Source organism: Marinobacterium zhoushanense, assembly GCF_014641945.1.
In the GTDB taxonomy this organism is placed as follows: domain Bacteria; phylum Pseudomonadota; class Gammaproteobacteria; order Pseudomonadales; family Balneatricaceae; genus Marinobacterium_D; species Marinobacterium_D zhoushanense.
Genome location: NZ_BMIJ01000001.1, coordinates 267,336 through 291,351, shown reverse-complemented (window position 1 = coordinate 291,351; position 24,016 = coordinate 267,336). Strand labels below are relative to the sequence as shown.

22 protein-coding genes and 6 tRNA genes are annotated in these 24,016 nt (G+C 57.0%); 24 read left to right on the top strand and 4 right to left on the bottom strand.

The annotated features are described in order from the left end of the window. Positions 1 to 6: 6 nt before the first annotated feature. Positions 7 to 885, bottom strand: coding sequence for a LysR family transcriptional regulator (locus IEX40_RS01435; RefSeq protein ID WP_188745322.1), 879 nt, complete (start codon positions 883 to 885; stop codon positions 7 to 9). Positions 886 to 1,003: 118 nt separating this feature from the next. Here IEX40_RS01435 and IEX40_RS01430 point away from each other — a divergent pair, with 118 nt between their 5' ends. From IEX40_RS01430 to IEX40_RS01415, 4 genes are all read left to right on the top strand, one after another. After that, positions 1,004 to 1,603, top strand: coding sequence for an FMN-dependent NADH-azoreductase (locus IEX40_RS01430; protein ID WP_188745321.1), 600 nt, complete (start codon positions 1,004 to 1,006; stop codon positions 1,601 to 1,603). Positions 1,604 to 1,629: 26 nt separating this feature from the next. After that, positions 1,630 to 2,619 carry a glutathione S-transferase family protein gene (locus IEX40_RS01425; RefSeq protein WP_188745320.1) on the top strand — a complete coding sequence of 330 codons (990 nt, stop codon included), beginning with the start codon at positions 1,630 to 1,632 and terminating at the stop codon, positions 2,617 to 2,619. After that, positions 2,612 to 3,457 (top strand): pirin family protein, encoded by an 846-nt coding sequence (locus IEX40_RS01420; protein WP_188745319.1) that lies wholly within the window; start codon positions 2,612 to 2,614, stop codon positions 3,455 to 3,457. Before IEX40_RS01425 ends, IEX40_RS01420 begins: the two co-directional genes overlap by 8 nt. Before the next feature lie 268 nt (positions 3,458 to 3,725). Then, entirely contained in the window at positions 3,726 to 4,793 is a 1,068-nt protein-coding gene (locus IEX40_RS01415; RefSeq protein WP_188745318.1) for a PilT/PilU family type 4a pilus ATPase, read from the top strand. A 47-nt stretch (positions 4,794 to 4,840) separates the two neighbouring features. On the opposite strand, the gene IEX40_RS01410 is transcribed toward IEX40_RS01415, so the two are convergent. Further along, positions 4,841 to 5,596, bottom strand: a complete 756-nt coding sequence (locus IEX40_RS01410; protein WP_188745317.1) for a hypothetical protein — start codon at positions 5,594 to 5,596, stop codon at positions 4,841 to 4,843. 143 nt (positions 5,597 to 5,739) lie between these two features. Between IEX40_RS01410 and IEX40_RS01405 the strand changes: the two genes are divergently transcribed. The 11 genes from IEX40_RS01405 (at position 5,740) to IEX40_RS01355 (ending at position 14,007) form a co-directional block, all read left to right on the top strand. Next, positions 5,740 to 5,815: transfer RNA gene (locus tag IEX40_RS01405), tRNA-Glu, on the top strand. A gap of 30 nt (positions 5,816 to 5,845) precedes the next feature. Next, positions 5,846 to 5,921: transfer RNA gene (locus IEX40_RS01400), tRNA-Gly, on the top strand. A 577-nt stretch (positions 5,922 to 6,498) separates the two neighbouring features. Beyond that, a tRNA-Glu gene (locus tag IEX40_RS01395) sits at positions 6,499 to 6,574 on the top strand. Positions 6,575 to 6,604: 30 nt separating this feature from the next. Then, positions 6,605 to 6,680, top strand: a tRNA-Gly gene (locus IEX40_RS01390). Positions 6,681 to 6,707: 27 nt separating this feature from the next. Then, positions 6,708 to 6,783 (top strand) — tRNA-Glu (locus IEX40_RS01385). Positions 6,784 to 6,813: 30 nt separating this feature from the next. Then, positions 6,814 to 6,889, top strand: a tRNA-Gly gene (locus IEX40_RS01380). Between the two features lie 760 nt (positions 6,890 to 7,649). Further along, positions 7,650 to 8,747, top strand: a complete 1,098-nt coding sequence (locus tag IEX40_RS01375; protein WP_188745316.1) for an ABC transporter ATP-binding protein — start codon at positions 7,650 to 7,652, stop codon at positions 8,745 to 8,747. A 99-nt stretch (positions 8,748 to 8,846) separates the two neighbouring features. Then, a complete protein-coding gene (locus IEX40_RS01370) occupies positions 8,847 to 9,944 on the top strand; it encodes an ABC transporter substrate-binding protein (RefSeq protein ID WP_188745315.1) in 1,098 nt (365 codons plus the stop codon). Positions 9,945 to 10,098: 154 nt separating this feature from the next. Further along, positions 10,099 to 11,331 carry an ABC transporter permease gene (locus IEX40_RS01365; RefSeq protein WP_188745314.1) on the top strand — a complete coding sequence of 411 codons (1,233 nt, stop codon included), beginning with the start codon at positions 10,099 to 10,101 and terminating at the stop codon, positions 11,329 to 11,331. A 3-nt stretch (positions 11,332 to 11,334) separates the two neighbouring features. Continuing rightward, positions 11,335 to 12,186 (top strand): ABC transporter permease, encoded by an 852-nt coding sequence (locus IEX40_RS01360; RefSeq protein ID WP_188745313.1) that lies wholly within the window; start codon positions 11,335 to 11,337, stop codon positions 12,184 to 12,186. 369 nt (positions 12,187 to 12,555) lie between these two features. After that, on the top strand, positions 12,556 to 14,007 hold the full coding sequence (locus IEX40_RS01355; protein WP_229680459.1) for a peptidoglycan DD-metalloendopeptidase family protein: 1,452 nt from the start codon (positions 12,556 to 12,558) through the stop codon (positions 14,005 to 14,007). A gap of 62 nt (positions 14,008 to 14,069) precedes the next feature. Here IEX40_RS01355 and IEX40_RS01350 read toward each other — a convergent pair whose 3' ends face one another. Continuing rightward, a complete protein-coding gene (locus tag IEX40_RS01350) occupies positions 14,070 to 14,459 on the bottom strand; it encodes a PA2817 family protein (RefSeq protein ID WP_188745312.1) in 390 nt (129 codons plus the stop codon). A gap of 135 nt (positions 14,460 to 14,594) precedes the next feature. Between IEX40_RS01350 and IEX40_RS01345 the strand changes: the two genes are divergently transcribed. Genes IEX40_RS01345 through IEX40_RS01325 form a run of 5 tightly spaced genes read left to right on the top strand, consistent with a single transcriptional unit; the run spans position 14,595 to position 18,159 of the window. Next, a complete protein-coding gene (locus tag IEX40_RS01345; protein ID WP_188745311.1) occupies positions 14,595 to 15,512 on the top strand; it encodes an ABC transporter ATP-binding protein in 918 nt (305 codons plus the stop codon). Between the two features lie 9 nt (positions 15,513 to 15,521). Further along, positions 15,522 to 16,295: an ABC transporter permease gene (locus tag IEX40_RS01340; RefSeq protein WP_188745310.1), complete on the top strand. Its 774-nt coding sequence runs from the start codon at positions 15,522 to 15,524 to the stop codon at positions 16,293 to 16,295. Beyond that, positions 16,295 to 17,119 carry an NADPH-dependent 7-cyano-7-deazaguanine reductase QueF gene (gene queF / locus IEX40_RS01335; protein ID WP_188745309.1) on the top strand — a complete coding sequence of 275 codons (825 nt, stop codon included), beginning with the start codon at positions 16,295 to 16,297 and terminating at the stop codon, positions 17,117 to 17,119. Before IEX40_RS01340 ends, queF begins: the two co-directional genes overlap by 1 nt. A 10-nt stretch (positions 17,120 to 17,129) precedes the next feature. Beyond that, positions 17,130 to 17,696 (top strand): nitroreductase family protein, encoded by a 567-nt coding sequence (locus IEX40_RS01330; RefSeq protein WP_188745308.1) that lies wholly within the window; start codon positions 17,130 to 17,132, stop codon positions 17,694 to 17,696. Positions 17,697 to 17,700: 4 nt separating this feature from the next. Next, complete coding sequence (locus IEX40_RS01325) at positions 17,701 to 18,159, top strand: YiiD C-terminal domain-containing protein (RefSeq protein ID WP_229680457.1); 459 nt, start codon at positions 17,701 to 17,703, stop codon at positions 18,157 to 18,159. A gap of 122 nt (positions 18,160 to 18,281) precedes the next feature. Here IEX40_RS01325 and IEX40_RS01320 read toward each other — a convergent pair whose 3' ends face one another. Further along, the gene (locus IEX40_RS01320; protein WP_188745307.1) at positions 18,282 to 18,842 is read right to left on the bottom strand and encodes a peptidylprolyl isomerase; all 561 of its coding nucleotides are present in this window, start codon (positions 18,840 to 18,842) and stop codon (positions 18,282 to 18,284) included. Positions 18,843 to 19,173: 331 nt separating this feature from the next. On the opposite strand from IEX40_RS01320, the gene IEX40_RS01315 reads away from it, so the two are divergent. From IEX40_RS01315 to IEX40_RS01300, 4 genes are all read left to right on the top strand, one after another. Beyond that, positions 19,174 to 20,847, top strand: coding sequence for a methyl-accepting chemotaxis protein (locus IEX40_RS01315; RefSeq protein WP_188745306.1), 1,674 nt, complete (start codon positions 19,174 to 19,176; stop codon positions 20,845 to 20,847). Positions 20,848 to 20,921: 74 nt separating this feature from the next. After that, complete coding sequence (locus IEX40_RS01310; protein ID WP_444543214.1) at positions 20,922 to 21,887, top strand: YbgA family protein; 966 nt, start codon at positions 20,922 to 20,924, stop codon at positions 21,885 to 21,887. A gap of 28 nt (positions 21,888 to 21,915) precedes the next feature. Continuing rightward, on the top strand, positions 21,916 to 23,334 hold the full coding sequence (gene phrB / locus IEX40_RS01305) for a deoxyribodipyrimidine photo-lyase (RefSeq protein ID WP_188745304.1): 1,419 nt from the start codon (positions 21,916 to 21,918) through the stop codon (positions 23,332 to 23,334). 50 nt (positions 23,335 to 23,384) lie between these two features. Beyond that, positions 23,385 to 24,014 (top strand): YigZ family protein, encoded by a 630-nt coding sequence (locus IEX40_RS01300; RefSeq protein ID WP_188745303.1) that lies wholly within the window; start codon positions 23,385 to 23,387, stop codon positions 24,012 to 24,014. Positions 24,015 to 24,016: the final 2 nt, after the last annotated feature.

The following is a 24,016-nucleotide window of genomic DNA, read 5'->3' as shown; positions in this document are numbered from 1 at the left end:
AGAGGGCTACAGCATGCCGACCTGTTCCCGGATCAGCGCCGCCAACTGCCTGATCCCGGGGCTCGCCAAATGCGCGTCACGCAGGATCAGGTAAAGATCCACATAGCGTTCCGCCCCGCTTTCCAGAGGTAGGGGTTTGAGCAGACCCTGCTCTAATTCACGCGCTATCTTCAATTCCGGATACCAGGCGAACCCCAGTCCGCGGCAGGCGCAGTCGATAGAAGTGCTGATATGGCTGACGGTCCAGCGTTGATCGGCACCGAGCCACCCGGCGTCGAGCTTGCGGCTGCCGGAGTCCCGAATCACCAACTGGCGGTGCAGGCGCAGATCCTCGTGGGTCAACGGCCGGTCGAACTGGTGCAGTGGATGGTCCGGGTGGGCAACGGCAATGAAGCGCATCCGCATCAACGGGTCGCCGCTGAAGCCCGGAGGCACTCGGCCGCTGATCACAATCTCCGCCTCACCCCTGATCAGGGCTTCGTCGGTGCCGCTGAGCACGGTTTCCAGCAGTTCGATACGGACGAAGGGGAAGGCCTCGGCGTATCGGCTCAGGGCGCAGAGAATCGGCATCTCCGGCACGATTATATCGAGCGCCAGGCGAATGCGGGCTTCGGCGCCGCTGCTGTAATGCTGTGCCAGCTCCTCGGTCAAGCGTGCGCTCTTGAGCAGGCTTTGAGCCTGGAGGTACAGCGCCTTGCCCGCTTCAGTCAGCGTCGCCTTGCGGCCCTCGATACGAAATACGGCTATGCCCAGGCGCTCTTCCAGGCGCTGTATGGCATAGCTGACCGCCGACTGGCTTTTGCTCAGGGCTTCGGCGGCACGGGCATATCCGCCCTGATCAACGACCGCGACCAGCGTTTGCCACTGTTCCAATGTGATCTGCATAGTGCCTCTCCAGAATTAAATATCTAGATATTAGATCAAAAAGCGTTGGTTTTTACTGTTTTTAATAGTTTGTCTGGATATGAGAATGGACGCATATCCAATCAACAGGAGAGTTCGCATGGCTAAGCTGCTGTATGTAAAAAGTTCAATCTTCGGTGACCAGGGACAGTCCAGCCAGCTCGCACAGACGCTGATCGACGACTGGAAAGCGCAGAACCCTGAGGGCGAAGTTGTTACTCGTGACCTGTCTGTCGACGCTATTCCCCACCTGGATGGCGAGCGCTTCGGTGCTTTTCTGGCCCCGGCGGAGGAGCGCAGCCAGGCACAGCAGGCGATTGTGGATCTGTCCGATAAGCTGATCGACGAGATCCGTCAGGCCGATATGCTGGTAGTGGGTGTGCCGATGTACAACTTCGGTGTACCGTCTCAGATGAAAGCCTGGTTCGATCATCTGGCGCGCGCTGGTGTCACGTTCAAATATACCGACACCGGTCCTGTAGGTCTGCTGGAAGATAAGCCGGTGCTGCTGTTGGCTACCCGTGGCGGTCTGTACAAGGATGCGGGGCTGGACTTCCAGATCCCATTCGTGACCCAGTTCTTCTCTTTCATCGGCCTCCAGGATAGCCGAGTCATCTTTGCCGAGGGGCTTGCAATGGATGATCTGCGCGATCAGACGCTGTCCGCAGCGCGTGAGGTGCTGGGGCAGCAGCTTCAATAACTCAAGTCAGCGTAACGGAGGGTAGCATGGGCCTGCTTATCAATGGTCGCTGGCATGACCAGTGGTACGACACCGCGGCACAGGGTGGACGGTTTGAACGCGACACCGCGCGTTTTCGTAACTGGGTAACCGCCGATGGCAAGGCAGGCCCCTCCGGTGAGGCGGGGTTTGCCGCTGAATCCGGGCGATATCATCTGTATGTTTCCTACGCATGCCCCTGGGCTCATCGCACGTTGATCATGCGTGCGCTCAAGGGCTTGGAGCCGATGATCAGCGTTGATGTGGTGCACCCCTTGATGCTGGAGAACGGCTGGACCTTTGATCGCGGATTCGATGGCGCGACAGGCGATTCGCTGTTCGGTAGCGGATATCTGCACCAGCTCTACACACGGGCACAGCCGGATGCAAATGGTCGGGTCACTGTGCCGCTACTCTGGGACAAGAAGCGGCAGACGATCGTCAGTAACGAGTCATCAGAGATCATCCGCATGTTCAACACCGCCTTCGATGCAGAGGGGGCGGCAGAGGGTGATTATTACCCGGCGCGGCTCAAGGCGGAGATCGATGACTGGAATGGGCTGATCTACCGATCGGTCAATAACGGTGTCTATCGCGCCGGATTTGCCACCAGTCAGAGCGCCTATGACGACGCGGTACATGAACTGTTTGACGTGTTGGGACACCTTGAGCGGCATCTGTCAGGGCAGCGCTACCTGGTCGGCAATAGCCTGACCGAGGCGGATATCCGGCTGTTCACGACACTGGTGCGCTTCGACCCGGTGTATGTCAGCCACTTCAAGTGCGATCTGCACCGGATACAGGACTATCCGGCTCTGTCCGGCTATCTGCGCGATCTGTATCAGCGCCCCGCATTTCGGTCGACGACGCGATTCGATCATATACGAGAGCACTATTATAGAAGTCATAAAGGCATCAACCCGAGCGGCGTGATCCCGGTCGGGCCTGAGTTCGATCTGGATGCGCCGCATGGGCGCGGGGAGTTGGGTGATGAGTAACAGAACGATTCGACGTGTCATTCGGGCGGTCAACAGCTCCGACGGTGCCGGTGTGCGCCTCAAGCGCAGTGTCGGTCAAAGCATGGGCGCGCGCATCGACCCCTTTCTGATGCTCGATGCCTTCTCCTCCGATAGTCCGGATGACTATATCGCCGGTTTTCCCGCCCATCCTCACAGGGGCTTTGAAACCGTGACCTATATGCTTGATGGCTTGATGCGGCATCGCGATCATCTCGGGCATGAGGGGTTGCTGCGCTCCGGTGGGGTGCAGTGGATGACGGCGGGGCGAGGTGTGATCCATGAGGAGATGCCGCAGCAGGAGCAGGGGCTGATGCGTGGATTTCAGCTCTGGGTCAACCTGCCGGCGGCAGAGAAAATGAAGCCCGCAGCGTATCAGAATATCGAGCCTGAGGAAGTGCCGGAAGCGGTGGATGAGCAGGGCAATAAGATCCGTCTGGTGGCCGGGGAGCTGAGTTTTGCCGGACGGCAACTCAAGGGGCCCGTGACCGGCGTCAGCCGTCAGCCACTGTTTGTCGATCTGCAGTTGGCCGCGGGTGCGAGTCTTGAGCTGCCCTTGGCACAGGAGCTTGCCGGCTTCGTCTACCTGTTCGAAGGAGCGGTCAAGATCGGCGACAAGGATCTGCCCAGTGAGAGTGCCGCCGAATTGGGCGAGGGTGACAGCGTCAGTCTGCGCGCCGGTGATGATGGGGCGCGGTTGCTGCTGCTGGCGGCCAAGCCCATAGGTGAGCCGGTGGTGCAGTACGGCCCCTTCGTGATGACTACCTCGGAGGAGATCGAACAGGCGCTGCGTGATTACCGGGACGGTACCTTCGTGTAGTTGGGGCGATTAACCCTTTAATCGGGTGCCGCCTTGCCGTTATCCTATCCCAATTGCAAACGGGTGTTTGAATCTGTCTACAGCTAAGGGAGAGGGAAGGTATGGGGCGCCTGATTATAGTGGTGATGTTGGCGGTAATCGTCGCATTTTCGATGAACTCTTGTGACCATGCGCTTGATGCGAAGCGCTCCCTGTGGGATAACGAGCAACAGTAACCAGCAGCGTCTGCGGTAACAGGCGCGTTGCGCGAGATTCGCAGGGAGGATTCATGCTCGATCTGAACCAGTATCTCCGGTTGATGGTGGACAAACGGGCATCTGACCTGTTTTTCAGTACCGACTCACCTGTTCAAATCAAGATCGAGGGTGTGCTGCGGCCCATCGGCGATAAACCCCTTCAGCCAGGTGTCATCAGCGAGTTGGCCGAATCACTGATGACCGACAAGCAGCGAGAGGTGTTCGCTGCCGAGATGGAGATGAACTTCTCCCACAGCCCGAAGGATATTGGCCGCTTCCGTGTCAACGTTTACCGCCAGCGTGGCGACGTGGCGCTGGTCATCCGTTATATCCGCAGCGATATTCCGTCACTTAAAGACCTCAACCTGCCCGACTGCCTGCAGGATTTCGTGATGCTGCGTAGCGGGCTGGTGCTGATCGTCGGCGCGACGGGTGCCGGTAAGTCGACCACCCTGGCATCGATGATCGAGCATCGCAACCAGCGTGCCAGCGGGCATATCCTTACGGTCGAAGATCCAATCGAATTTATGCATACCAACAAGCGCTCGTTGATAAACCAGCGCGAGATCGGTATCGATACGCTCTCCTATGAGAACGCGCTGATGAACGGGCTGCGCGAGGCACCGGACGTGATTCTGATCGGTGAGATCCGTGATCGGCAGACAATGGAGCAAGCGATACGCTATTCAGAGACCGGACACCTTTGCCTGTCGACACTGCATGCCAACAACGCCGTTCAGGCGATCGAACATATCGCGAATTTCTTCATGGAGAACGAGCAGAAGAAGATCTGCCAGGATCTGTCGTTGAATCTGAAAGCGATCGTGTCCCAGCGTCTGGTACGCGATACCCGGAAGCGCTTCCTGCCGGCAACCGAGGTGTTGGTCAATACCCCGTTTGTGGCAGAGCTGATAGGGCGCGGGGAGTTCAACCGCATTCGCGAGGCGATAGAGCAGAGTAGCGACTCCCACAGCCATAGCTTCGATGAAGACCTGCTCGAGCTCTACAGTGCGGGTAAGATCTCCGAGGATGAGGTGCTGCACAATGCAGACTCACGCAACAATGTGACGCTGAAGATGAAGCTGCTTGGTGGTGCCTGAGTAAAGCGAGCGTTGTTCCGGTGATCGTTTGAGCCTGGTCTACGCGGCTAGCGATATCGCTCGCGCTGCTCGCGTTCTCGCTCTTTCTCGTCGCGCTGGCGCATCTCCTCTTCGGTCTGTTGGCGGATCTCCTCTGCGATCTGCTCACACTCCTCGATCTTGCGGGTCAGGGCAAATATTTGGGCGTCGATCTGGTAGGCGTTGTTGAATCCCTGAAGCCTGGTCATGGCGCTGCGATAGGTGTGCAATGCCACTTGCGGTCCCGAGATCTCCTCGGTCATCTGTGCGTCCATCAACTCCAGCTCAATCGTGAGTCGCGTATAGCTCTGCTTGATATGCCTGATCATCTCATTCAGGGTTTGCTGGGAAAACAGCTGCTGCTTCTGTAGATCGATGAGGAATTGCGCCAGCTCACGCAATAGAGCCCTGGCGCGGCGGGCGGTATCACGGTCGGAGCAGTAGGTCAGGGAGCCAGCTGGATAGTGGCCGGGTTCGAATGGTTCGGATGCTTGCTGGGCCAGCTGGTCCAGCTCCTTCCTGTAGTTGGGATTGGCGTCGAGTTCTACAACCTGGCGCCATCTTAGCTCCATATACTTGATCAGTACCGCGCGGATATCGGGGGTGACGTAAAAGGAGGGCAGGCTTCCGAGCAGGTGGTCGGCGCGGCGAATCTGGTCCCTCAACGCCAGCAGTTGCATGCGACGCTGTCGACGCTGAGTTTCGATCGACTGGATGATATAGGCGGTCACTGCCATTACCACGATACCGCCTAATATCAGCATGCCTATCTGCGTCGGACTCATGACCTATCCTCTCAACCGGTTCACTGCTCTGAGCTCTGAAACGTTTGATTCTATAGCAAAAAGCGTAAAAAAACTCTTGACCCTTCATGTCGGTCTCATTAATATGCGCCCCGCATCCCGCTGCTGCGGGTTGCGTCCTAAGCGTCCCATTCGTCTAGTGGCCTAGGACACCGCCCTTTCACGGCGGTAACAGGGGTTCGAACCCCCTATGGGACGCCATCTTTTCATGGCATGCTTGTCATGAATTATGCGGGAATAGCTCAGTTGGTAGAGCACAACCTTGCCAAGGTTGGGGTCGCGAGTTCGAGTCTCGTTTCCCGCTCCAAATTTCTCCTTTCGATTCGATAGTTCGTGCCCCTAAGCTGGGCGACCCCACTGTTATTGTTTGTTGGGGCCGCGACCGGGCGCCGGGCGGTTGAGTCTCGTTTCCCGCTCCAAGTTTCTCCTTTCGATTCGATGGTTCGTGCCCCTAAGCTGGGCGACCCCGTTGTTATTGTATGTTGGGGCCGCGACCGGAGCGTCGGTCGGTTGAGTCTCGTTTCCCGCTCCAACTTCTTTCCTTGGCATCAATAGGTTTTGCCCTCAACCGGGCGACCCGTTAGGTCTACGATCTCCTTTGCTCGAGTCAGTGAGAGGGGCGGAATGCTCTCTCCCATTGTGTTCCAGCCTGTCCCAGCGTTGCTTTGGCTGGCGCTGGTGACGTTCGGCGAGCCCTGTGCCTGCACTTGGGTGCTGAAGTGATCGTCTTGTATAAAAAGTATTCAACTGTTATTTCAAAGGCTTAGCGTTAGAGCGTCATAAATGTGGAGGTTAAAAAAATACGTTTTAGGTGTTGACGCCAGCAGGGCCTCTACGTATTATTTGCGCCTCCTCAATGAGGAACGCGAGAGCGTAACGGCTACGTCCCATTCGTCTAGTGGCCTAGGACACCGCCCTTTCACGGCGGTAACAGGGGTTCGAACCCCCTATGGGACGCCATCTTTTCATGGCATGCGTGTCATGAAATATGCGGGAATAGCTCAGTTGGTAGAGCACAACCTTGCCAAGGTTGGGGTCGCGAGTTCGAGTCTCGTTTCCCGCTCCAAAGTCGGTATACGTTTTCCACGGCTGCGTCCCATTCGTCTAGTGGCCTAGGACACCGCCCTTTCACGGCGGTAACAGGGGTTCGAACCCCCTATGGGACGCCATCTTTTCATGGCATGCTTGTCATGAATTATGCGGGAATAGCTCAGTTGGTAGAGCACAACCTTGCCAAGGTTGGGGTCGCGAGTTCGAGTCTCGTTTCCCGCTCCAAATTTCTCCTCAGATTCAATAGTTCGAGCCCCTAAGCTGGGCGATCCCACTGCTATTGTTTGTTGGGGCCACGACCGGAGCGCCGGCCGGTTGAGTCTCGTTTCCCGCTCCAAATTTCTCCTTCCGATTCAATAGTTCGTGCCCCTATCCAGAGCAACCCCGCTGTTATTGTTTGTTGGGGCCGCGGCCGGGCGACTCCGCTTTCAATTGGTTGGGATCGCGACCGAAGTGCAGGCTGATACGAAACCCGGTTTTCACGCTTGTACCACTTCCTTTACACCGTTAGAAAAAGATAAAGCTTGTTTTAATCACGTCGCTCTTGGCGGTTACTTGGCGGTTATTTGTCTGGCTTTCTGCTAACCCATATTCACCTCTTCCTGTCTCCCGATTCTTAAAACGAGCTGCAGTAAATTAATTATTATGTATTTTGCTTGCTTGTTTGTTTTAAACCGGTGTGGAGTGGTGCTGGCGTAGAAGAAATGTCGGGATTTTGTGCTCCAGATGCGTCGTCTGAAGGCCTGTGAGCGACGTTTTTGGGTCGTTTGTCGGCATGAATGGCGGGTTTCAGACTTGGTGTTTAATGCCTGTTATTGTCGTCTGAGCATGGATAACTGAAGGAGTAGCACTGGATTTGAGTATTTATTACGTCACCCCAAATACCGCATTTGCAAAATGTTCTGTGCCATTTCACTGGTTTGACAGAGGTCAAGACAAGTTGCATTGTGTATCGGCGAAGTAAAACAAAAGAGGTGGCAGACATATGGGTGGAAACCCGGATCAGTTCGTACGCTTTGTCAATGTGCAAAAGAGCTACGACGGAGAAACTCTGGTTGTAAAGAACTTCAATATCGATATTGCCGCGGGGGAGTTTCTTACAATGTTGGGGCCCTCCGGCTCCGGTAAAACCACCTGCCTGATGATGCTGGCAGGTTTTGAAACCGCCACGCATGGCGACATTATTCTCGACGGGCAGTCGATCAATAACGTCGCTCCCCACAAGCGCGATATCGGCATGGTTTTCCAGAACTATGCACTCTTTCCTCATATGACCGTGGCTGAAAACCTCGCTTTCCCTTTACGGGTGCGCAAGGTGCCGCAGGCCGATATTGATGCCAAGGTAAAACGAGCACTGGAGATGGTACGGCTCGAAAGCTTTGGTAGTCGTCGTCCTGCTCAACTTTCCGGTGGTCAGCAGCAGCGTGTGGCGGTCGCCAGGGCGCTGGTGTTCGAACCTAAGCTGGTGCTGATGGACGAACCCTTGGGGGCCCTGGACAAAAATCTGCGCGAAGAGATGCAGTACGAGATCAAGCACATCCACGAAAACCTAGGCGTCACGATGGTTTACGTTACACATGATCAGTCGGAGGCGCTGACCATGTCTAACCGAATCGCGGTATTCGAGGACGGTATCGTGCAACAGTTGGCGACACCCGCCCAGCTGTATGAAGAGCCGGAAAACGCATTCGTTGCAGGGTTCATCGGCGAGAACAACCGTCTGGGCGGCAAAGTCACCTCGGTCAATGGGGTGAACTGCGCGGTCGAACTGGACGGCGGAGCAGGTATCGTCAATGCGCTCAAGGTCAATGTCGATGGCGTCAACGAGCGCACGATGCTGTCCATCCGCCCCGAGCGGGTGGTGATCGATCCCGAGGATGGGCGCTACCCGAACCGGTGCGAGGCGCGAGTCGAAGAGCTGATCTATCTGGGAGATCACATTCGCGCCAGGATGACGGTATCCGGCAACTCCGACTTCATCACCAAAGTACCTAATACACAGCGCCATAGTCAGCTCAAGAAGGGTGAGATGGTAAGAATCGGCTGGGCAACAGAGGATTGCCGCGCGCTGGACGCACGATAATCAAATTTTGCATGGCTTGCGAAGGCTTGTACTTCGGAAGTGGGACTTTTGTTACGCAAATGTCGGCCGTTTTGGCCAAATGACCACGAGGAAATGCCAATGATAAAGAACGTTTTTAAACTCTCTCTTCTGGCTGGCGCCGTGCTGAGCGGCTCACTCAGCGGTGTTGTACAGGCCGAAGAGTCTATGACGATCGTCTCTTGGGGTGGCGCGTACTCTGAATCTCAGAAGCGTGCGTACCACGACCCGTGGACTGCCGAGACCGGCGACAAAATCTTTATGGAGCCCAAGTCCGCACAGGGCCTTGCTGGTTTGCGTAGCCAGGTTGAGGCAGGCAATGTGACCTGGGATCTTGTAGACATGCTCGAGGGGGATTCAATCACCGCGTGTGACGAGGGCATCGTCGAGGAGATCGATTACGATGAGATCCTGGCTGCAGCGCCGGACGGTACCCTGCCAAGCAAGGATTTCGTGGAAGGCTCGCTGAGTGGCTGTTTTATTCCGCAGATTGTTTATGCCACTGTAGTTGCTTATAACGACACTGCGTTCCCGGGTGAGAAGCCGAGCACAATTGCCGATATTTTTGATCTCGAGAAATTTCCGGGCAAACGTGCCCTGCAGAAGATCCCTGACGGTAACCTGGAGTGGGCACTGCTTGCCGAGGGTGTTCCGGCGGCAGAGGTTTACGATGTACTGAGTACGCCAGAAGGGCTGGAACGTGCTTTCAAAAAGTTGGATACGATCAAGGATCAGGTGATTTGGTGGGATGCGGGTGCTCAGCCGCCGCAGCTGCTCGCGGATAAGGAAGTTACGATCGCTTCCGGCTACAACGGTCGCTTCTTCAACGCGCAGGTGAATGAAAAGCAACCCTTCACCGTGGTTTGGGACGGTCAGATGTTCGAACTCGACGGGTGGGTTGTACCCAAGGGTAAGCTGACCGAAAACATGAAGAAGTACCTTAACTTCGCGACCAGCACGCAGAAGCTGGCGGATCAGGCCAAGTATATCTCCTACGGTCCGGCGCGAGCGTCTTCTGCCCCGTTGGTATCGACTCACGCTGATACCGGTATCGATATGAAGCCGCACATGCCGACTTCCCCAGAGAACTTCTTTAATCCGATCAAGAAAGATGCCATCTGGTGGGCGGACAACGGCGATGAGATGCGTGAGCGTTTCAACGCTTGGTTGTCGCAGTAAGCTAACGGCTGCGGGGTGATTCTGTCACCCCGCAGACTTTTTTCTATCGCGTAATCCCAATACCTTCCGTTTCAACAGGTTTATAAAGATGAGTCAAGCACAGATCTCGGCGGGGATCGCGGACAATAGCGGCCTAGCTGGAGCGAATTCAGGCATGACTACGGCCGACGGAACGCCGCTGAAGGTCAGCCTACGGCGCGCTCAGCGTCGTCAGCGGTTATGGGCGCTGTTGCTGGTTCTGCCGTTGCTGGCGTTTATTCTGGTCACGTTTATTGTCCCCGTTGTTAATATGGCCTTGCGTGGGGTTGAAGACCCTCAGGTCTACGAAACGATGCCGAACACAGCTGCCGCCCTGGACGACTGGGATGGTGAAGGCTTGCCGGCGGAGCCTGTTTTCGCAGCGCTGGCCGAGGACCTCAAGAGGGGATACGAAGAGAAAAGTATCGGCAAGGTGGCCACTCGTCTGAACTATGAAATGAATGGCATGCGCAGTGTCATCATGGGGTCGGCGCGAAAGGCGAAGAGGCTCACTGGCGGTCCCTACAAGGAGGCGTTGATCGATATCGATTCGGCCTGGGGGGAGCCGGCTACCTGGAGGATGATCAAGCGTCAGTCCTCACCTTACACGCTCTCCTATCTGTTGGCGGCGTTGGATATGGGTTACGACGATAACGGCGATATTGTGCTGCAGCCGGAAGAGCAGCGCGTATACGGCCCGTTGTTCATCAGAACTTTGGCCATGAGCGCCACAGTGACTCTGTTCTGTATCCTGCTTGGTTATCCGGTTGCGTATCTGCTGGCGAATCTTCCGCTACGTACCAGTAACCTGTTGATGATTTTGGTACTACTGCCTTTCTGGACTTCGCTCTTGGTCCGCACGACGACCTGGATCGTACTGTTGCAGTCCCAGGGGGTGATTAACGATATATTGGTCTGGATGCATATCGTCGACGATCAGGGCCGTATTCAGATGATCTTCAACAAAACCGGTACGCTGGTGGCGATGACCCATATTTTGCTGCCATTTATGATTTTGCCGCTGTACAGCGTGATGAAAACGGTACCGCCGAGTTACGTGCGGGCGGCGCGTTCACTCGGCGCAAACCCTTTGGTGGCATTCTGGCGAGTCTATGTGCCGCAGACCGTGAGCGGCATCGGTGCCGGCAGTCTGTTGGTCTTTATTCTCTCGATAGGTTATTTCATTACCCCGGCCCTCGTTGGTGGGCAGTCGGGACAGATGATCAGCAACATGATCGCCTACCACATGCAGAAATCCCTCAACTGGGGGCTCGCGGGTGCACTGGGTATGCTGCTGTTGGTTTTGGTACTGGTTTTCTATGCGGTTTATAACAAGTTGATCGGCATCGACAAGATAAAAATGGGGTGATTCATGGCAGCATTACCGGCTTATGCCACAACACTCGATCGGATTTGGCACTACGGATACCGAACCCTGTGTGCGCTGATTTTCCTGTTCCTGATCGGTCCTATTCTGGTCATCATTCCCTTGTCGTTCAACGCGGAGCCCTACTTCACGTTCTCGAGGGAGATGTTGGCGCTCGATCCGGCGGGCTACTCGATGCGCTGGTATAACGAGTTTTTCTCCAGCAGCACCTGGCTGCACGCCATCAAGAACAGTTTCCTGATCGGTATCGCGTCGACAGCACTGGCGACGGTGCTGGGTACCCTGGCCGCACTTGGTTTGTCTCGCCCGCATATGCCGTTTCGCGGCTTGATCATGAGTATCCTGATCTCGCCGATGATCGTGCCGTTGATTATTTCGGCGGCAGGGATGTTCTTTTTCTACTCCAGCGTGAATCTCTCGCAAACCTATCTGGGCGTGGTCCTGGCCCATACCGCATTGGGCATCCCCTTCGTGGTGATCACGGTCACCGCGACGCTTTCGGGGTTTGATCACTCGTTGACGCGAGCCGCGGCCAGTCTGGGGGCATCTCCCGGCTACACCTTTTTCAAGGTGATACTGCCCTTGGTGACCCCGGGGGTTGTATCCGGGGCGCTGTTCGCTTTCATCACCTCGTTCGATGAAGTGGTGGTGGTGATCTTCCTGTCCGGCGTTGAGCAGCGCACCCTGCCGTTGCAGATGTGGGCTGGAATCCGTGAACAGATCAGTCCGACGATATTGGCAGTGGCGACTATTCTCGTGGCGATGTCGATTCTGCTCCTGACGGTGCTGGAGGTGTTGCGTCGGCGCAGCGAGCGACTGCGGGGGATTTCAGGTTAAGCCTGGCCACTGGCTGGGTCAAAGGGCGGTATCTCACTGCTGGGGTGTCAGAGAATCGGACAAGGGGCTAGAGTTGCGCTTTCGGGACCTGGCGGCAATCATTGATATTCATAAGCCTCTCGGCAGCGCCAGGTAAGGGGCTTCAAGCCGCAGCTACGTCTGCGGCTTTTTGTTGGCACTAGGGTTTGCTGGCCTGAGTTACCGGGTCCAGCGGCATGTCTGCGGTATAACTTGGCGAACCAGTCACTCGCTGTTTTAAAAGATCAATAAACTCCCTCTCGAAATAAAACCGGTTTTACAGGATACTGGGTGCATTGAACTATTTCAGCGCGGAGTTCTTCGCCGGCGTTCATTTTACAGGTAATTGTTTTGGTCAAGTTATCGCACCCTGTTCGGCACCTGCTCGCCATATTCAAACTTCTCCCCAATGCGTACCGCGTTGCACTTATCGTCCTTCCCGTTCTCGTCCTGACCCTGGCGTTCTTCGACAATGACGAGACTGGTGCAGGAGCGCAGCTTAGCAGTGGCGATCACAAGACGACGCTACCAGGGCAAATGTCCGCCACTGGCGAGAGCGTCCGCATCGCATTGCCGTTGCCACTCGATGAAATTGACGATGCCGCTGAACTGATACCGGAGGCCCTCGTCCCGGCTCAGGCTCATAAGGGGGGCAGTGGCAGAATCGATGAAAGCCGAATGTGGGGTTACGAGATCCAGCCGGACGACACACTGACCGGTATTTTCACCAAGCTTGGTTTGCCGATTCAGGACCTGTACCAGGTGTTGGAGGCGGATGAAAACGTACTCGCGCTGGATAATATCAAGCCGGGTGTCGAGCTGCTGGTAGATATAGAAAACGACCAGTTGCAAACCCTGGAGTTACGATTCTCTCCGGCCCACAAGGTAGCCTATCAGCGTAAGCAAGACGCAGGCTTCGAGTTCAAGGAGACGATCCTGCCCGGAACATGGAAAGAGATCGCGCTGGTAGGGGAGATCGGGCGCAGCTTTTCGCTTGATGCTGCAGCGGAAGGGCTGGATGCCAGGGATGTGCATCTGATCACCCGGCTGCTCAAAGAGAAGATCAATTTCCGTCGTGATATTCGCAAGGGGGATTCTTTCGAAGTACTGCTGTCACGGCAATATATCGAAGATGAGCCGACCGGGGAGACCAAGATCGAAGCTGTGCGCATGTTGGCGAACCGATCGCCGGTTTCGATCTTCTATTACGATGGCAGCTACTACGATGAGAAGGGGCGGAGCCTGAGCAAGGCTTTTCTGCGCTATCCGTTTGGTGGCAGTTACCGTGTCTCGTCAGGCTTTAACCCCAAACGCCACCATCCGGTAACCGGCCTGTTCCGTCCACATAACGGTACCGACTTTTCCATGCGCACGGGTACGCCGATACTGGCCTCTGGCGATGGTGTCGTCTCCCGGGTAGTTGATCACAAATACGCCGGACTATATGTCGAGATCAAGCACAGTGAACGTTACACCACGCGCTACCTGCATCTGAGCAAATCGATGGTGCGCAAGGGGCAGCGTGTCAGCCGAGGTCAGAAAATCGCATTGTCCGGTGCCAGTGGGCGAGTCACCGGTCCTCACCTGCATTACGAATTCCATATTGCCGGCCGGCCAGTGGACGCCGTCAAGGCGGCCATTCCCATCACGAAACAACTGGAGGGCAAGAGCCGCAAGGAGTTTGATGCACTGCTTAGGCAGTATATGGCGCGACTGGATGCCCCCCGAGAACAGGAGGGAGCTGACGAAATGCTGATCTCCCGGCGGCAGGATCAATCAATGGATAACCCCAGCACGCTTTAGATTGGCTGGGGGAATCGGCAAAGCGCTTGTTCTCGCGAACAGGCTCCGCCATTACCCGGAAACTAGTTGAATAAGCGGGTGCGCTCGGCGAGGTAGTCAAAAGGCTCGCCGTTGCGCTCGGCATTGGCGCGGGCTTCGTCAAGCTTGGAGAAAAGCGCGATCTCTTCGTCGGGCATATGGTGCAGGCAGTCGCCGCCGAACAGCCAGAACAGATCGCGGGCCACCAGATGGACCAGCTGGGGGTAGGCGCGGACCAGGCGCGTCAACAGGTTTTGTCCCTCCTCATACACCCAGGGCTCATGCTGCTCGAAACCTGATATCAGGGCGGCGAACTGCTCGAGAAATTCGGCGTCCACGCTATTGATCGCCGGGTCGTTGAACGGCGGCTGTGTGATCAGGTTGTTGTAGGCCAGTTTTAGCAGGTTCAGGTGATAGGTGTGGAAGTCGGTCACGTTCGCTCCGCGCTGTTTGGACGGTTAGGCTGCTTCAATTGGGGCATAGCGACAGGATCACAAGTGGTCCGGTTGATTTTTCCACAACGGCCCCCATATTCAACGCTTCCTTATGATTAACGAAACAGGATGCTTATGACCTTAGCGCTGAGTATCGACAATCTGCGCAAGACCTACGGTAACGGCTTCGAGGCGCTGAAAGGTATCTCGCTGGAAGTGAAGCAGGGGGATTTCTTCGCCCTGCTCGGCCCCAACGGCGCGGGCAAATCAACCACGCTCGGTATCGTCTCTTCTCTGGTGAACAAAAGCGAAGGCCAGGTGAAGGTGTTCGGGCACGATATCGATAGCGAGCTGACACTTGCCAAGCTCTGCCTGGGGGTTGTGCCCCAGGAGTTCAACTTCAACCCGTTCGAGAAGGTGTTCGATATCGTCGTAACCCAGGCCGGTTACTACGGTATCGGGCGTAAACGAGCAGGCGAGAGGGCGGAGTTTTATCTGCGCAAGCTCGGTCTGTGGGAGAAGCGTAACGAGCGGGCGAGGATGCTTTCCGGCGGCATGAAACGCCGTCTGATGATCGCACGAGCGCTGGTGCATGACCCGAAAATGCTGATTCTCGATGAGCCAACGGCGGGGGTGGATATTGAACTGCGCCGGTCCATGTGGGAGTTCCTGCGCGAGATCAATGCCGCCGGCACGACCATCATCCTCACCACCCACTATCTGGAGGAGGCGGAGAGCCTGTGCCGCAATATCGCGATTATCGATCATGGCCGCATCATCCAGAACAGCACCATGAAGGCGCTGCTGGCCAAGCTTAATCTGGAAACCTTCGTGCTCGACCTGGAGCAGGATATTGCATCCGTGCCGGAGATCGATGGCTACGGCGTAAGGCAGACGGATCCCCATACGCTGGAGGTGGATGTGGAGAAGTCCAAGGGACTGAATCCGATCTTCGAACAGCTGTCGGCTCTGGGCTATAACGTGGCGAGCATGCGCAACAAGGCCAATCGCCTGGAGGAGCTGTTTGTCTCGCTGGTGGATAAGAATCTGTAAGGACTTGATATGAACAGCCAACTGCTGCTCACCGCTTTCTGGACCATCGTGGTCAAGGAGGTGCGCCGTTTTACCCGCATCTGGGCCCAGACCCTGTTGCCCCCGGCAATCACCATGACGCTTTACTTCATTATCTTCGGCAACCTGATCGGGTCGCGTATCGGCGAGATGGGCGGGTTCGACTACATGGAGTACATCGTACCGGGACTGATCATGATGTCGGTGATCACCAACTCCTACGGGAACGTGGTGTCTTCCTTTTTCGGCACCAAGTTCCAGCACAATATCGAAGAGCTGCTGGTGGCGCCGGTACCCAACTGGGTGATCCTGGCCGGTTATGTGATCGGTGGTATGGCGCGAGGACTCGCGGTCGGCCTGATCGTGACGCTGCTGTCACTGTTTTTCACCAATTTGCAGATCCACCACCTGGGCGTGACGGTCGGTATCGTGTTGCTGACTTCGATCGTGTTCGCGTTGGGCGGTTTTATCAACGCGGTGTTTGCCAACACCTTCGACGATATCTCGATCATCCCCACCTTCGTGCTTACACCGCTGACTTATCTGGGCGGTGTGTTCTACAGTATCCAGCTGCTGCCCGAGTTCTGGCAGGGGGTTTCGCAGTTAAATCCAATTCTCTATATGGTCAACACCTTCCGTTATGGCATTCTGGGGGTAAGCGACATCAACGTCGGTTTCGCATTCGCGATGATCCTGGTGTTCATTGCAGTGCTGGCCGGTTTTTCGCTGCACCTTCTTAACATTGGTAAAGGTATCCGCAGCTGATGAGTGAACATGAGTCGATCAAGCAATCTCCACTTGGGCAGGGGACACGTTACGTCAACCGTTACGATCCTGAGCTGCTCTACCCGATTGCGCGGGATATCAACTGGCAGGCGAAAGGGATAGATCGAGCGACCCTGCCGTTTCGCGGTGTGGATATCTGGAACGCCTATGAGCTCTCCTGGCTGGATAGTCGTGGCAAGCCGGTGGTGCGGCTGGCGGAGTTCCGCATTCCGGCCAGCTCCAGCCATATCATCGAATCCAAGTCGTTCAAACTCTACCTGAACTCCTACAACCTGACCCGCTTTGGCAGCGAAGCGGAGGTGCAGACCCACTTGAAACAGGACCTGTCTCAGGCCGCCGGCGGGGATGTGGGGGTAAAGCTTATCCGCCCCGACGCTCCGTTGCAGATGGGCAAGTTAGAGGGCAGCTGCATCGATGATCTGGATATCGACGTGGAGCACTATACCCCGGCACCGAACCTGCTGCTGTCCAGCAACGAAGTGGTCGGCGAAACGCTGGTAAGCCATCTGCTGAAGTCCAACTGTCCGGTGACCGGCCAGCCGGATTGGGGCAGTCTTCAGATCCGTTACAAGGGCGGCAAGATCGATAGGAAGGGACTGTTGGCCTATATCGTATCCTATCGTGAACATGGCGATTTCCATGAGCAGTGTGTCGAGAACATCTTCATGGATATCTGGCAGCGTTGCAGACCGCAGAAACTCAGTGTTTATGCCCGCTATGTACGTCGTGGCGGCCTGGATATCAATCCCTATCGTTCCAGCATCGTGGATGAACCCGGCAATCCACGCCTGGCCCGTCAGTAAGGAGCGCAACATGGATGCACTCGAACTCTTGCTTACCCGTACCTCCAGCCCGCTTCTACAAGAGCCGGCACCAACGGCTGATCAGCTGGAACTGATGATGAAGGCCGCCTCGCGGGCGCCGGATCACGGCTCTCTGACCCCCTACCGCTTTCTCAAGGTGGAAGGGGAGGGCTTGCGTGCCCTGGGCGAGCTGTTTTTAACGGCTGGCCGGGCCAGCGCGGGCGAGCTTAGCGAGGCGCAGGCGACCAAGCTGCGCAATATGCCCCTGCGGGCACCGATGATACTGGTGGCCGTGGCGGTAACTCAGGAGCACCCGAAGGTGCCGGTTAGCGAGCAGGTGATTACCGCCGGCTGCGCCGCCCATGCCGTTGTGCAAGCGGCCTGTGCTCAGGGGGTGGGGGCGATGTGGCGATCAGGCGATATGGCATTCAATCCCAAGGTGGCTCAGGGGTTGGGGCTGGCCGAAAACGAACAGATCATCGGTTTTATCTACCTTGGTCAGACGGTGAAAGAGAAAACGGTACCTGAGGCTGATACCGCACGTCTGATCACCGATTGGCCTATTTTACAGGGATAGCAGTATGGAAAATATGACCACCGATCCGCAGCAGTTTCTTGCCTGGTTGTACGACAGTATCCCGCTGACCAGCGCTATGCAGATCGAGCGGCTCGAATACGACGGCGAGGTGCTTGAACTTCATGTGCCGTTGGCGCCCAATGTTAACGACAAGGGTACAGGCTTCGGTGGTTCCATTGCGGCACTGGCTACTCTGGCGGGATGGTGCCTGACCACCCTCTATCTCAGGGAGAAGGGGCTGGATTGCGATGTGGTGATCGCCGATGCCCATCAAAGTTACAAAGCGCCGAATGAGAGTGCATTTTTTGCTCGTGTGCGCCTGCCGGGTGATATTCAGCTCGATCACCTGACCTCACGAATCGCCGAGCGCGGACGGGGACGGCTCGATCTCCAGATCGAGGTGCTGTGTGACGACAGGGTGACCTTTCTCATGCTGGGGCGCTACGTCGCGATCAAGCGCTAGCACGATGCACCGGTGCCGCAGGCCGATATTGGCTAGGTCAGGGAGAGCGACACCGATGAGGGGATCCCCATCGGTGGCTGTGTCAGCAATGGCTGTCGGCGCAGTCTGTTGCGGACCCCGCTTTACGGCGCGATTACCTCGGCCCGCTCGATCACGATCGGTGTAACGGGGACATCCCGAAACGGTGGGCGGCTGGTGGTTTCGACGGCACTGATCCGATCGATCACGTCCATACCGCTGGTAACGCGGCCGAATACCGTGTAACCCGGCTGCCCCGGCCGAGCGTCCAGCGTGAAGTTATCCACGCTGTTGATGAAGAACTGACTGGTTGCGCTATCGGGGTGACGGGTGCGGGCCATGGCCAGGGTGCCGCGCAGATTCTTCAATCCATTGCTGGATTCGTTATCCACCGGCGGACGGGTTTTGCGTGGCTTGAACTCTTGATCCATGCCACCGCCCTGGATCATGAAGCCCGGAATGACGCGATGGAAGATCAGGCCATCGTAGTATCCGCTCTCCACATAGGTGATGAAGTTCTCGACGCTTTTAGGCGCTTGATCGCTGAACAGCTCCAGCTCGATAGTGCCTTGAGTCGTGGTCAGCCTTACGCTTTCCGCGTTGGCGGTCAGGGGTAACAGTACTGCCATGACAGCTAAGGCCGCTTTGAATATATGGATACGCATCGATCTATCTCCTTCGGCATGGCTGACTGGTAATTTAGGGTGACTAGCCTGCGCCAATCTCTATCCAGTCAGAAAGGGCCCGTACTATGACATCAAGCGCCCCGGCGAATAAAGAGCAAAGCGGTACTCGGTCTATAAGACTAACGTGCAGATGTGGTAGTCAGGACATTTGTGTCTAATATCGATTTAGTACATATTGAGTGCACCTCGCTTGACTCACCACTTATTCGCGGAACGAATAGCGGCTGGCGGGGTTCAATATTTCCTGTTCTGGAAAAGCCATAACAAGGGCCGTTGGCTTTCTCTGGTGGTACCCGAGGTCGGGCGCAACATGCTTACACTTCGCCTGAAAGGCAAATTTCTGCTGTTTTCCATTCTTCCCGTTCTAACGATTACCGTTGCTGTCATGCTGGTGGTGCGCTACGAAATGGCCGTTATTGGCCAATCGGAGGTGGCCGCCGCGCGCGCGGGTATGCTGGAGGCCAAGAGAACCGAGCTTAAAAACTATGTTGATGCGGCGATTAGTGCGGTGGCACCCCTGGTTAGGGATGGCAGCGATGAGGCGCGAGAACAAGCGCGCGATGTACTGCGCTCGATAGGCTACGGCAAGGATGGCTATATCTTTGTCTATGACTACCAGGGCACTGCTGTTGCCTACAAGGTGGATCAGGCGGCTGAAGGGAAGAACCGAATCGATCTGAAGGATCCAAATGGCGTTTACGTGATCAAGGAGTTGATTGCTGCAGCCCGATCCGGTGGGGATTTTGTCAATTACGACTGGCTTAAGCCCAGCGTCAACGCGGTGAGGCCCAAACTCAGCTATGCCGCGGGAATCGACAGCTTTGGTTGGATGGTGGGCACGGGCGTTTATATCGATGAGGTCGACGCCGCCGTTGCCGCTCGCCAAGCCGCGATTGACGACGAAATCAGCAGCACCATGCTGACGATCTCAAGCATTGTCGCGGGGATCCTGCTCTTGGTGATTCTGATTGCGCTGTTTGCCGCCGGGATTATAGTACGCCCTCTGCAAAATACGGCTCTCGCTCTGAATGCCATCGGTAAAGGCGAGGGCGACCTGACCCAGCGCTTGCCCACGGGCGGTCGGGATGAGGTGGCGGAGGTCGCACAGGGGTTTAATGACTTTGCCGAAAATATTCAGCAGGTGATCAGAGAGGTGAAGCACGCGGTCACGGCATTGACCGATTCGACCACAAGCCTGAACGGAATCGTGGAAAAATCCCATAGTGACGCCAATCGTCAAAAGCAGGAAACCGGTCACGCCGCTGCCGCGATCCATGAGATGGCGGCCGCTGTACAGCAGGTTGCCGGCAGTGCCTCCCAGGCGGCAGGCGCGGCGCGCGAGGCGGATCTTGAGGCCGAGGATGGCCAGAAAATTGTGGCCAGGACCATCGACTCCATCACTCGTCTTGCCGAGGACGTGAACCGCGCCGCCGAAGTGATCACCCGGCTGGGGGAACATGCCGATCAAATCGGCTCGATCGTCAGTGTCATTCAGGGCGTGGCTGAGCAAACCAACCTGTTGGCGTTGAATGCCGCTATCGAGGCGGCCAGGGCCGGCGAGCAGGGGCGTGGATTTGCTGTGGTCGCGGATGAGGTGCGCACGCTGGCTAACCGCACCCAGCAGAGTACGGAAGAGATTCAGCGCATGATCGAGCGCTTGCAGAGTGGCACCCGTGAGGCGGTTTCGGTAATGGAGGCCAGCCAGTTGCAAAGCCGGGAAACCATGGAGAATGCCTCGACCGCCAACGCTTCACTGGGCCGGATTACCCAGGCGGTGGGCTTGATTACCGAGATGAATACGCAGATCGCCAGCGCCGCGGAACAACAAACTGCGGTAGCCGACGAGATCAGCCAGAACGTGCAGAAGATCGCGGATATCGCGGAGAGTGCGACGCAAAATGCTGTGCAGGTGACCTCCATGTCCTCCGGCATGGCTGAGATCGAGCAGCGCCTGAACAAGCTGGTCGGACGTTTCCGGGTTTGATCCCACAGCCTGCCTTGACGTTGTAGAATTCGGGTAGGGAGTCTTCAATCCGAACGGTGAGCAAGATGGCAGAGATTAAACCCTTGGTGCTGGAACAGAAAATCCCGGTAGGGATCAGCAGTTGCCTGCTCGGTGAGCAGGTACGCTACAACGGCGGTCACAAGCGCTCACGTTATTGTCTCGAAGTGCTCGCCGATTGCTTCAGTTACCGCCCCTACTGCCCGGAGGTGGCGATCGGCCTCGGCGTGCCGCGGGAACCCATACGTCTGGTTGCCGAGGGTGATGATCAGCCCAGAGCTCTTGGTACTGTGGATGCGACAGTCGATGTGACCGATAGACTGCTCGAGTACGGTCGCCAGATCGGTGAATCGTCTACCGAGCTGCGCGGTTATATTCTGATGAAGGGCTCCCCCAGTTGCGGTATGGAGCGGGTCAAGGTCTACCATCCCAACGGCATGCCCAATACCGCCGGTACCGGCATCTTCGTGCGTGCGTTGTGCGAGGCCAACCCGGAGTTGCCGGTCGAGGAGGAGGCGAGGCTGAACGATCCGGTGCTGCGTGATAACTTCATCGCCCGTGTGTTTGCCTATGACGACTGGAAGCGCAGTGTCGAAGCCGACCCCAGTTACCACAACCTGATCCAGTTCCACAGCCGACAGAAGTATCTGCTGATGGCACACCACTATCAGGGTTACCGTGAGCTGGGACGCTACCTGGCCGAAGCGCACCAGCTGCCACTGCAGCAGGCGATGCAGCAGTATATTCAAAACTTTATGCAGCATATGGCCCACCGCGCATCGCGTAAGACCCACACCAATGTGCTGATGCACCTGCTGGGGTACATGAAAAAATCGCTGGATCCGGACTGCAAGCAGGAGCTGCTGGAGGGGATAGAGCAGTATCGACTGGGGCAGGTACCGCTGGTGGTGCCGCTGGCGCTGCTCAAACACTACTTGAAGCGCTACGGTAGTGAATATGTCTGTGAGCAGACCTATCTCAACCCCTACCCCCACGAGCTGGGGTTGCGCAACTTCATCTAAACACCGCTAAGTCTATGGACGCTCGGACATGACTACCCCTGTACGTCTGGTCTGGCTGCGCAACGATCTGCGCCTGACCGATAACCCGGCCCTGACCCACGCCTGTCGCGACGACGCAGCCGTTGTGCTGGTGGTGACGCTGACCCCCGAAAGTTGGCACGCGCATGGTGAGTCGTTGGCTCGGATGGGGCTCTGGAACGATCAGCTCCGCTCCCTGCTGCCGGAGTGCGAACGGCTGAACCTGCCGCTACGCGTGTTGCACCTGCAGCGCTTCGCCGATTGTGCCCCGGCACTGGCTGATCTGGCGCAGCAGCTCGGTGCCGCTGAGCTTTGCTTCAACTACGAGTATCCACTGAACGAGCGCAACCGTGATGCCGCCGTATGTCGTGCGCTGGAGCGTGTTGGGGTGAGTTCGCGCGCCTTTCACGGCGAACTGATTATTCCGCCGGGTCAGGTGCTGACCGGGCAGGGGGGGATGTTCAAGGTTTATACCCCATTCGGCAACGCCTGGCGTCGACGTTTGATCGACTTCGACTCACCGGTTATACCCTGCCCATCGGCTAGGCGGCGGGCGGTATGCGCCAGCGAGCCGCTGCCTGCGGATCTCGACTATGGTGCAATCCGCTATAGGCGGGATATCTGGCCGGTGGGTGAAGCGCACGTCAGTGAACGGCTGAACACCTTTGTACAGGAACGGGTACAGGACTATGCCCGCAAGCGGGATTTTCCGCAGACCGATCCCGCCGGCGAGGGCACCTCTCGGTTATCGCCCTATCTGAGTATCGGCGCCCTGTCGCCACGTCAATGCCTGGCGGCCCTCCGAGCCGAGAACGACGATCCCGACTGGCTTCACTCAAGCTGGTTGAACGAACTGATCTGGCGTGAGTTCTACCGCCACTTGCTGGTGGCCTATCCGGGCCTGTCCAGGCTGGAGCCCTTTCGACCGGAGGTGGAGGCGAGAATCAGCTGGCAGCAGGATGATCCGGCTTTCCAGGCCTGGTGTCGGGGCGAGACCGGATTCCCCATCGTCGATGCGGCGATGAAGCAACTGCTGGATACCGGCTGGATGCACAACCGACTGCGCATGATTGTGGCTTCGTTCCTGACCAAGCTGCTACGTGTCGACTGGCGCTTAGGCGCCGATTTCTTTATGCGCCACCTGATCGACGGCGATTTCGCCTCCAATCTGGGCGGCTGGCAGTGGAGCAGTTCGGTGGGGGCCGACGCCGCGCCCTATTTCCGTATCTTCAATCCGCAGGTCCAGGGCGAGAAGTTCGATCCGAATGGTACGTTCGTCGCGCACTGGCTGCCGGAACTGCGCGATATCGAACCGGGCAAGGCTCGTCAGCGGCCTGGTGCCGGCTCCGCTCGGGGACGTCCCGAGCCGATCATCGATTACAAACAGGCCAGGCAGACGGCGCTTGATGACTATCAGTCCGGCGGATGAATCCTTAACATATCGAGTGCGAGCGACAACCGATCTGTGCGGAGAATTGAGTGGCGGAGAATGCTGTAAAAGAGGGCTACCGGGTACCGGCGGCCCAATTTGAGGTGGAAACCGAGGTCAAGAAAAGCCGCTTCATCGCCACCGGCACTCCGGTGGGCTCTGAAACGGAGATGCGTGCGTTTATTCAAGCTCAGCGCCAGCGCTTTCCCTCCGCCAACCACCACTGTTCGGCTTACGTGATCGGTCAACCGCTGCAACCGCGTGCGGCGGGCAGCGATGATGATGGCGAGCCCTCGGGTACCGCAGGTAAGCCGATGCTCAACGTGTTGATGGGGCAGGGGGTGGGCGACTGCTGCGTGGTGGTGACCCGTTTCTTCGGCGGCATCAAGTTGGGTGCCGGTGGTCTGGTGCGCGCCTATGGTGGTGCGGTGAAGGAGCTTCTGGCGCACTGGCCGCTTGAGCTGCGTGAACCGATGGCCGGGGTGGCGCTGGAGTTTTCCTACGATCAGCAGGGCAGTATCGATGCCCTGCTCAACCGCTTCGACGTCGGAGTCGAGGGCAGTGATTATGGCGCTGCCGTCGCCCTGCAGCTGGCCCTGCCGCAACGCAATCTGGCCGGCTTTTGTGCTGCGCTGGATGAGCGCGCCCATCTTGGTGTGGTATACAGGAAGCTGTATTGAGC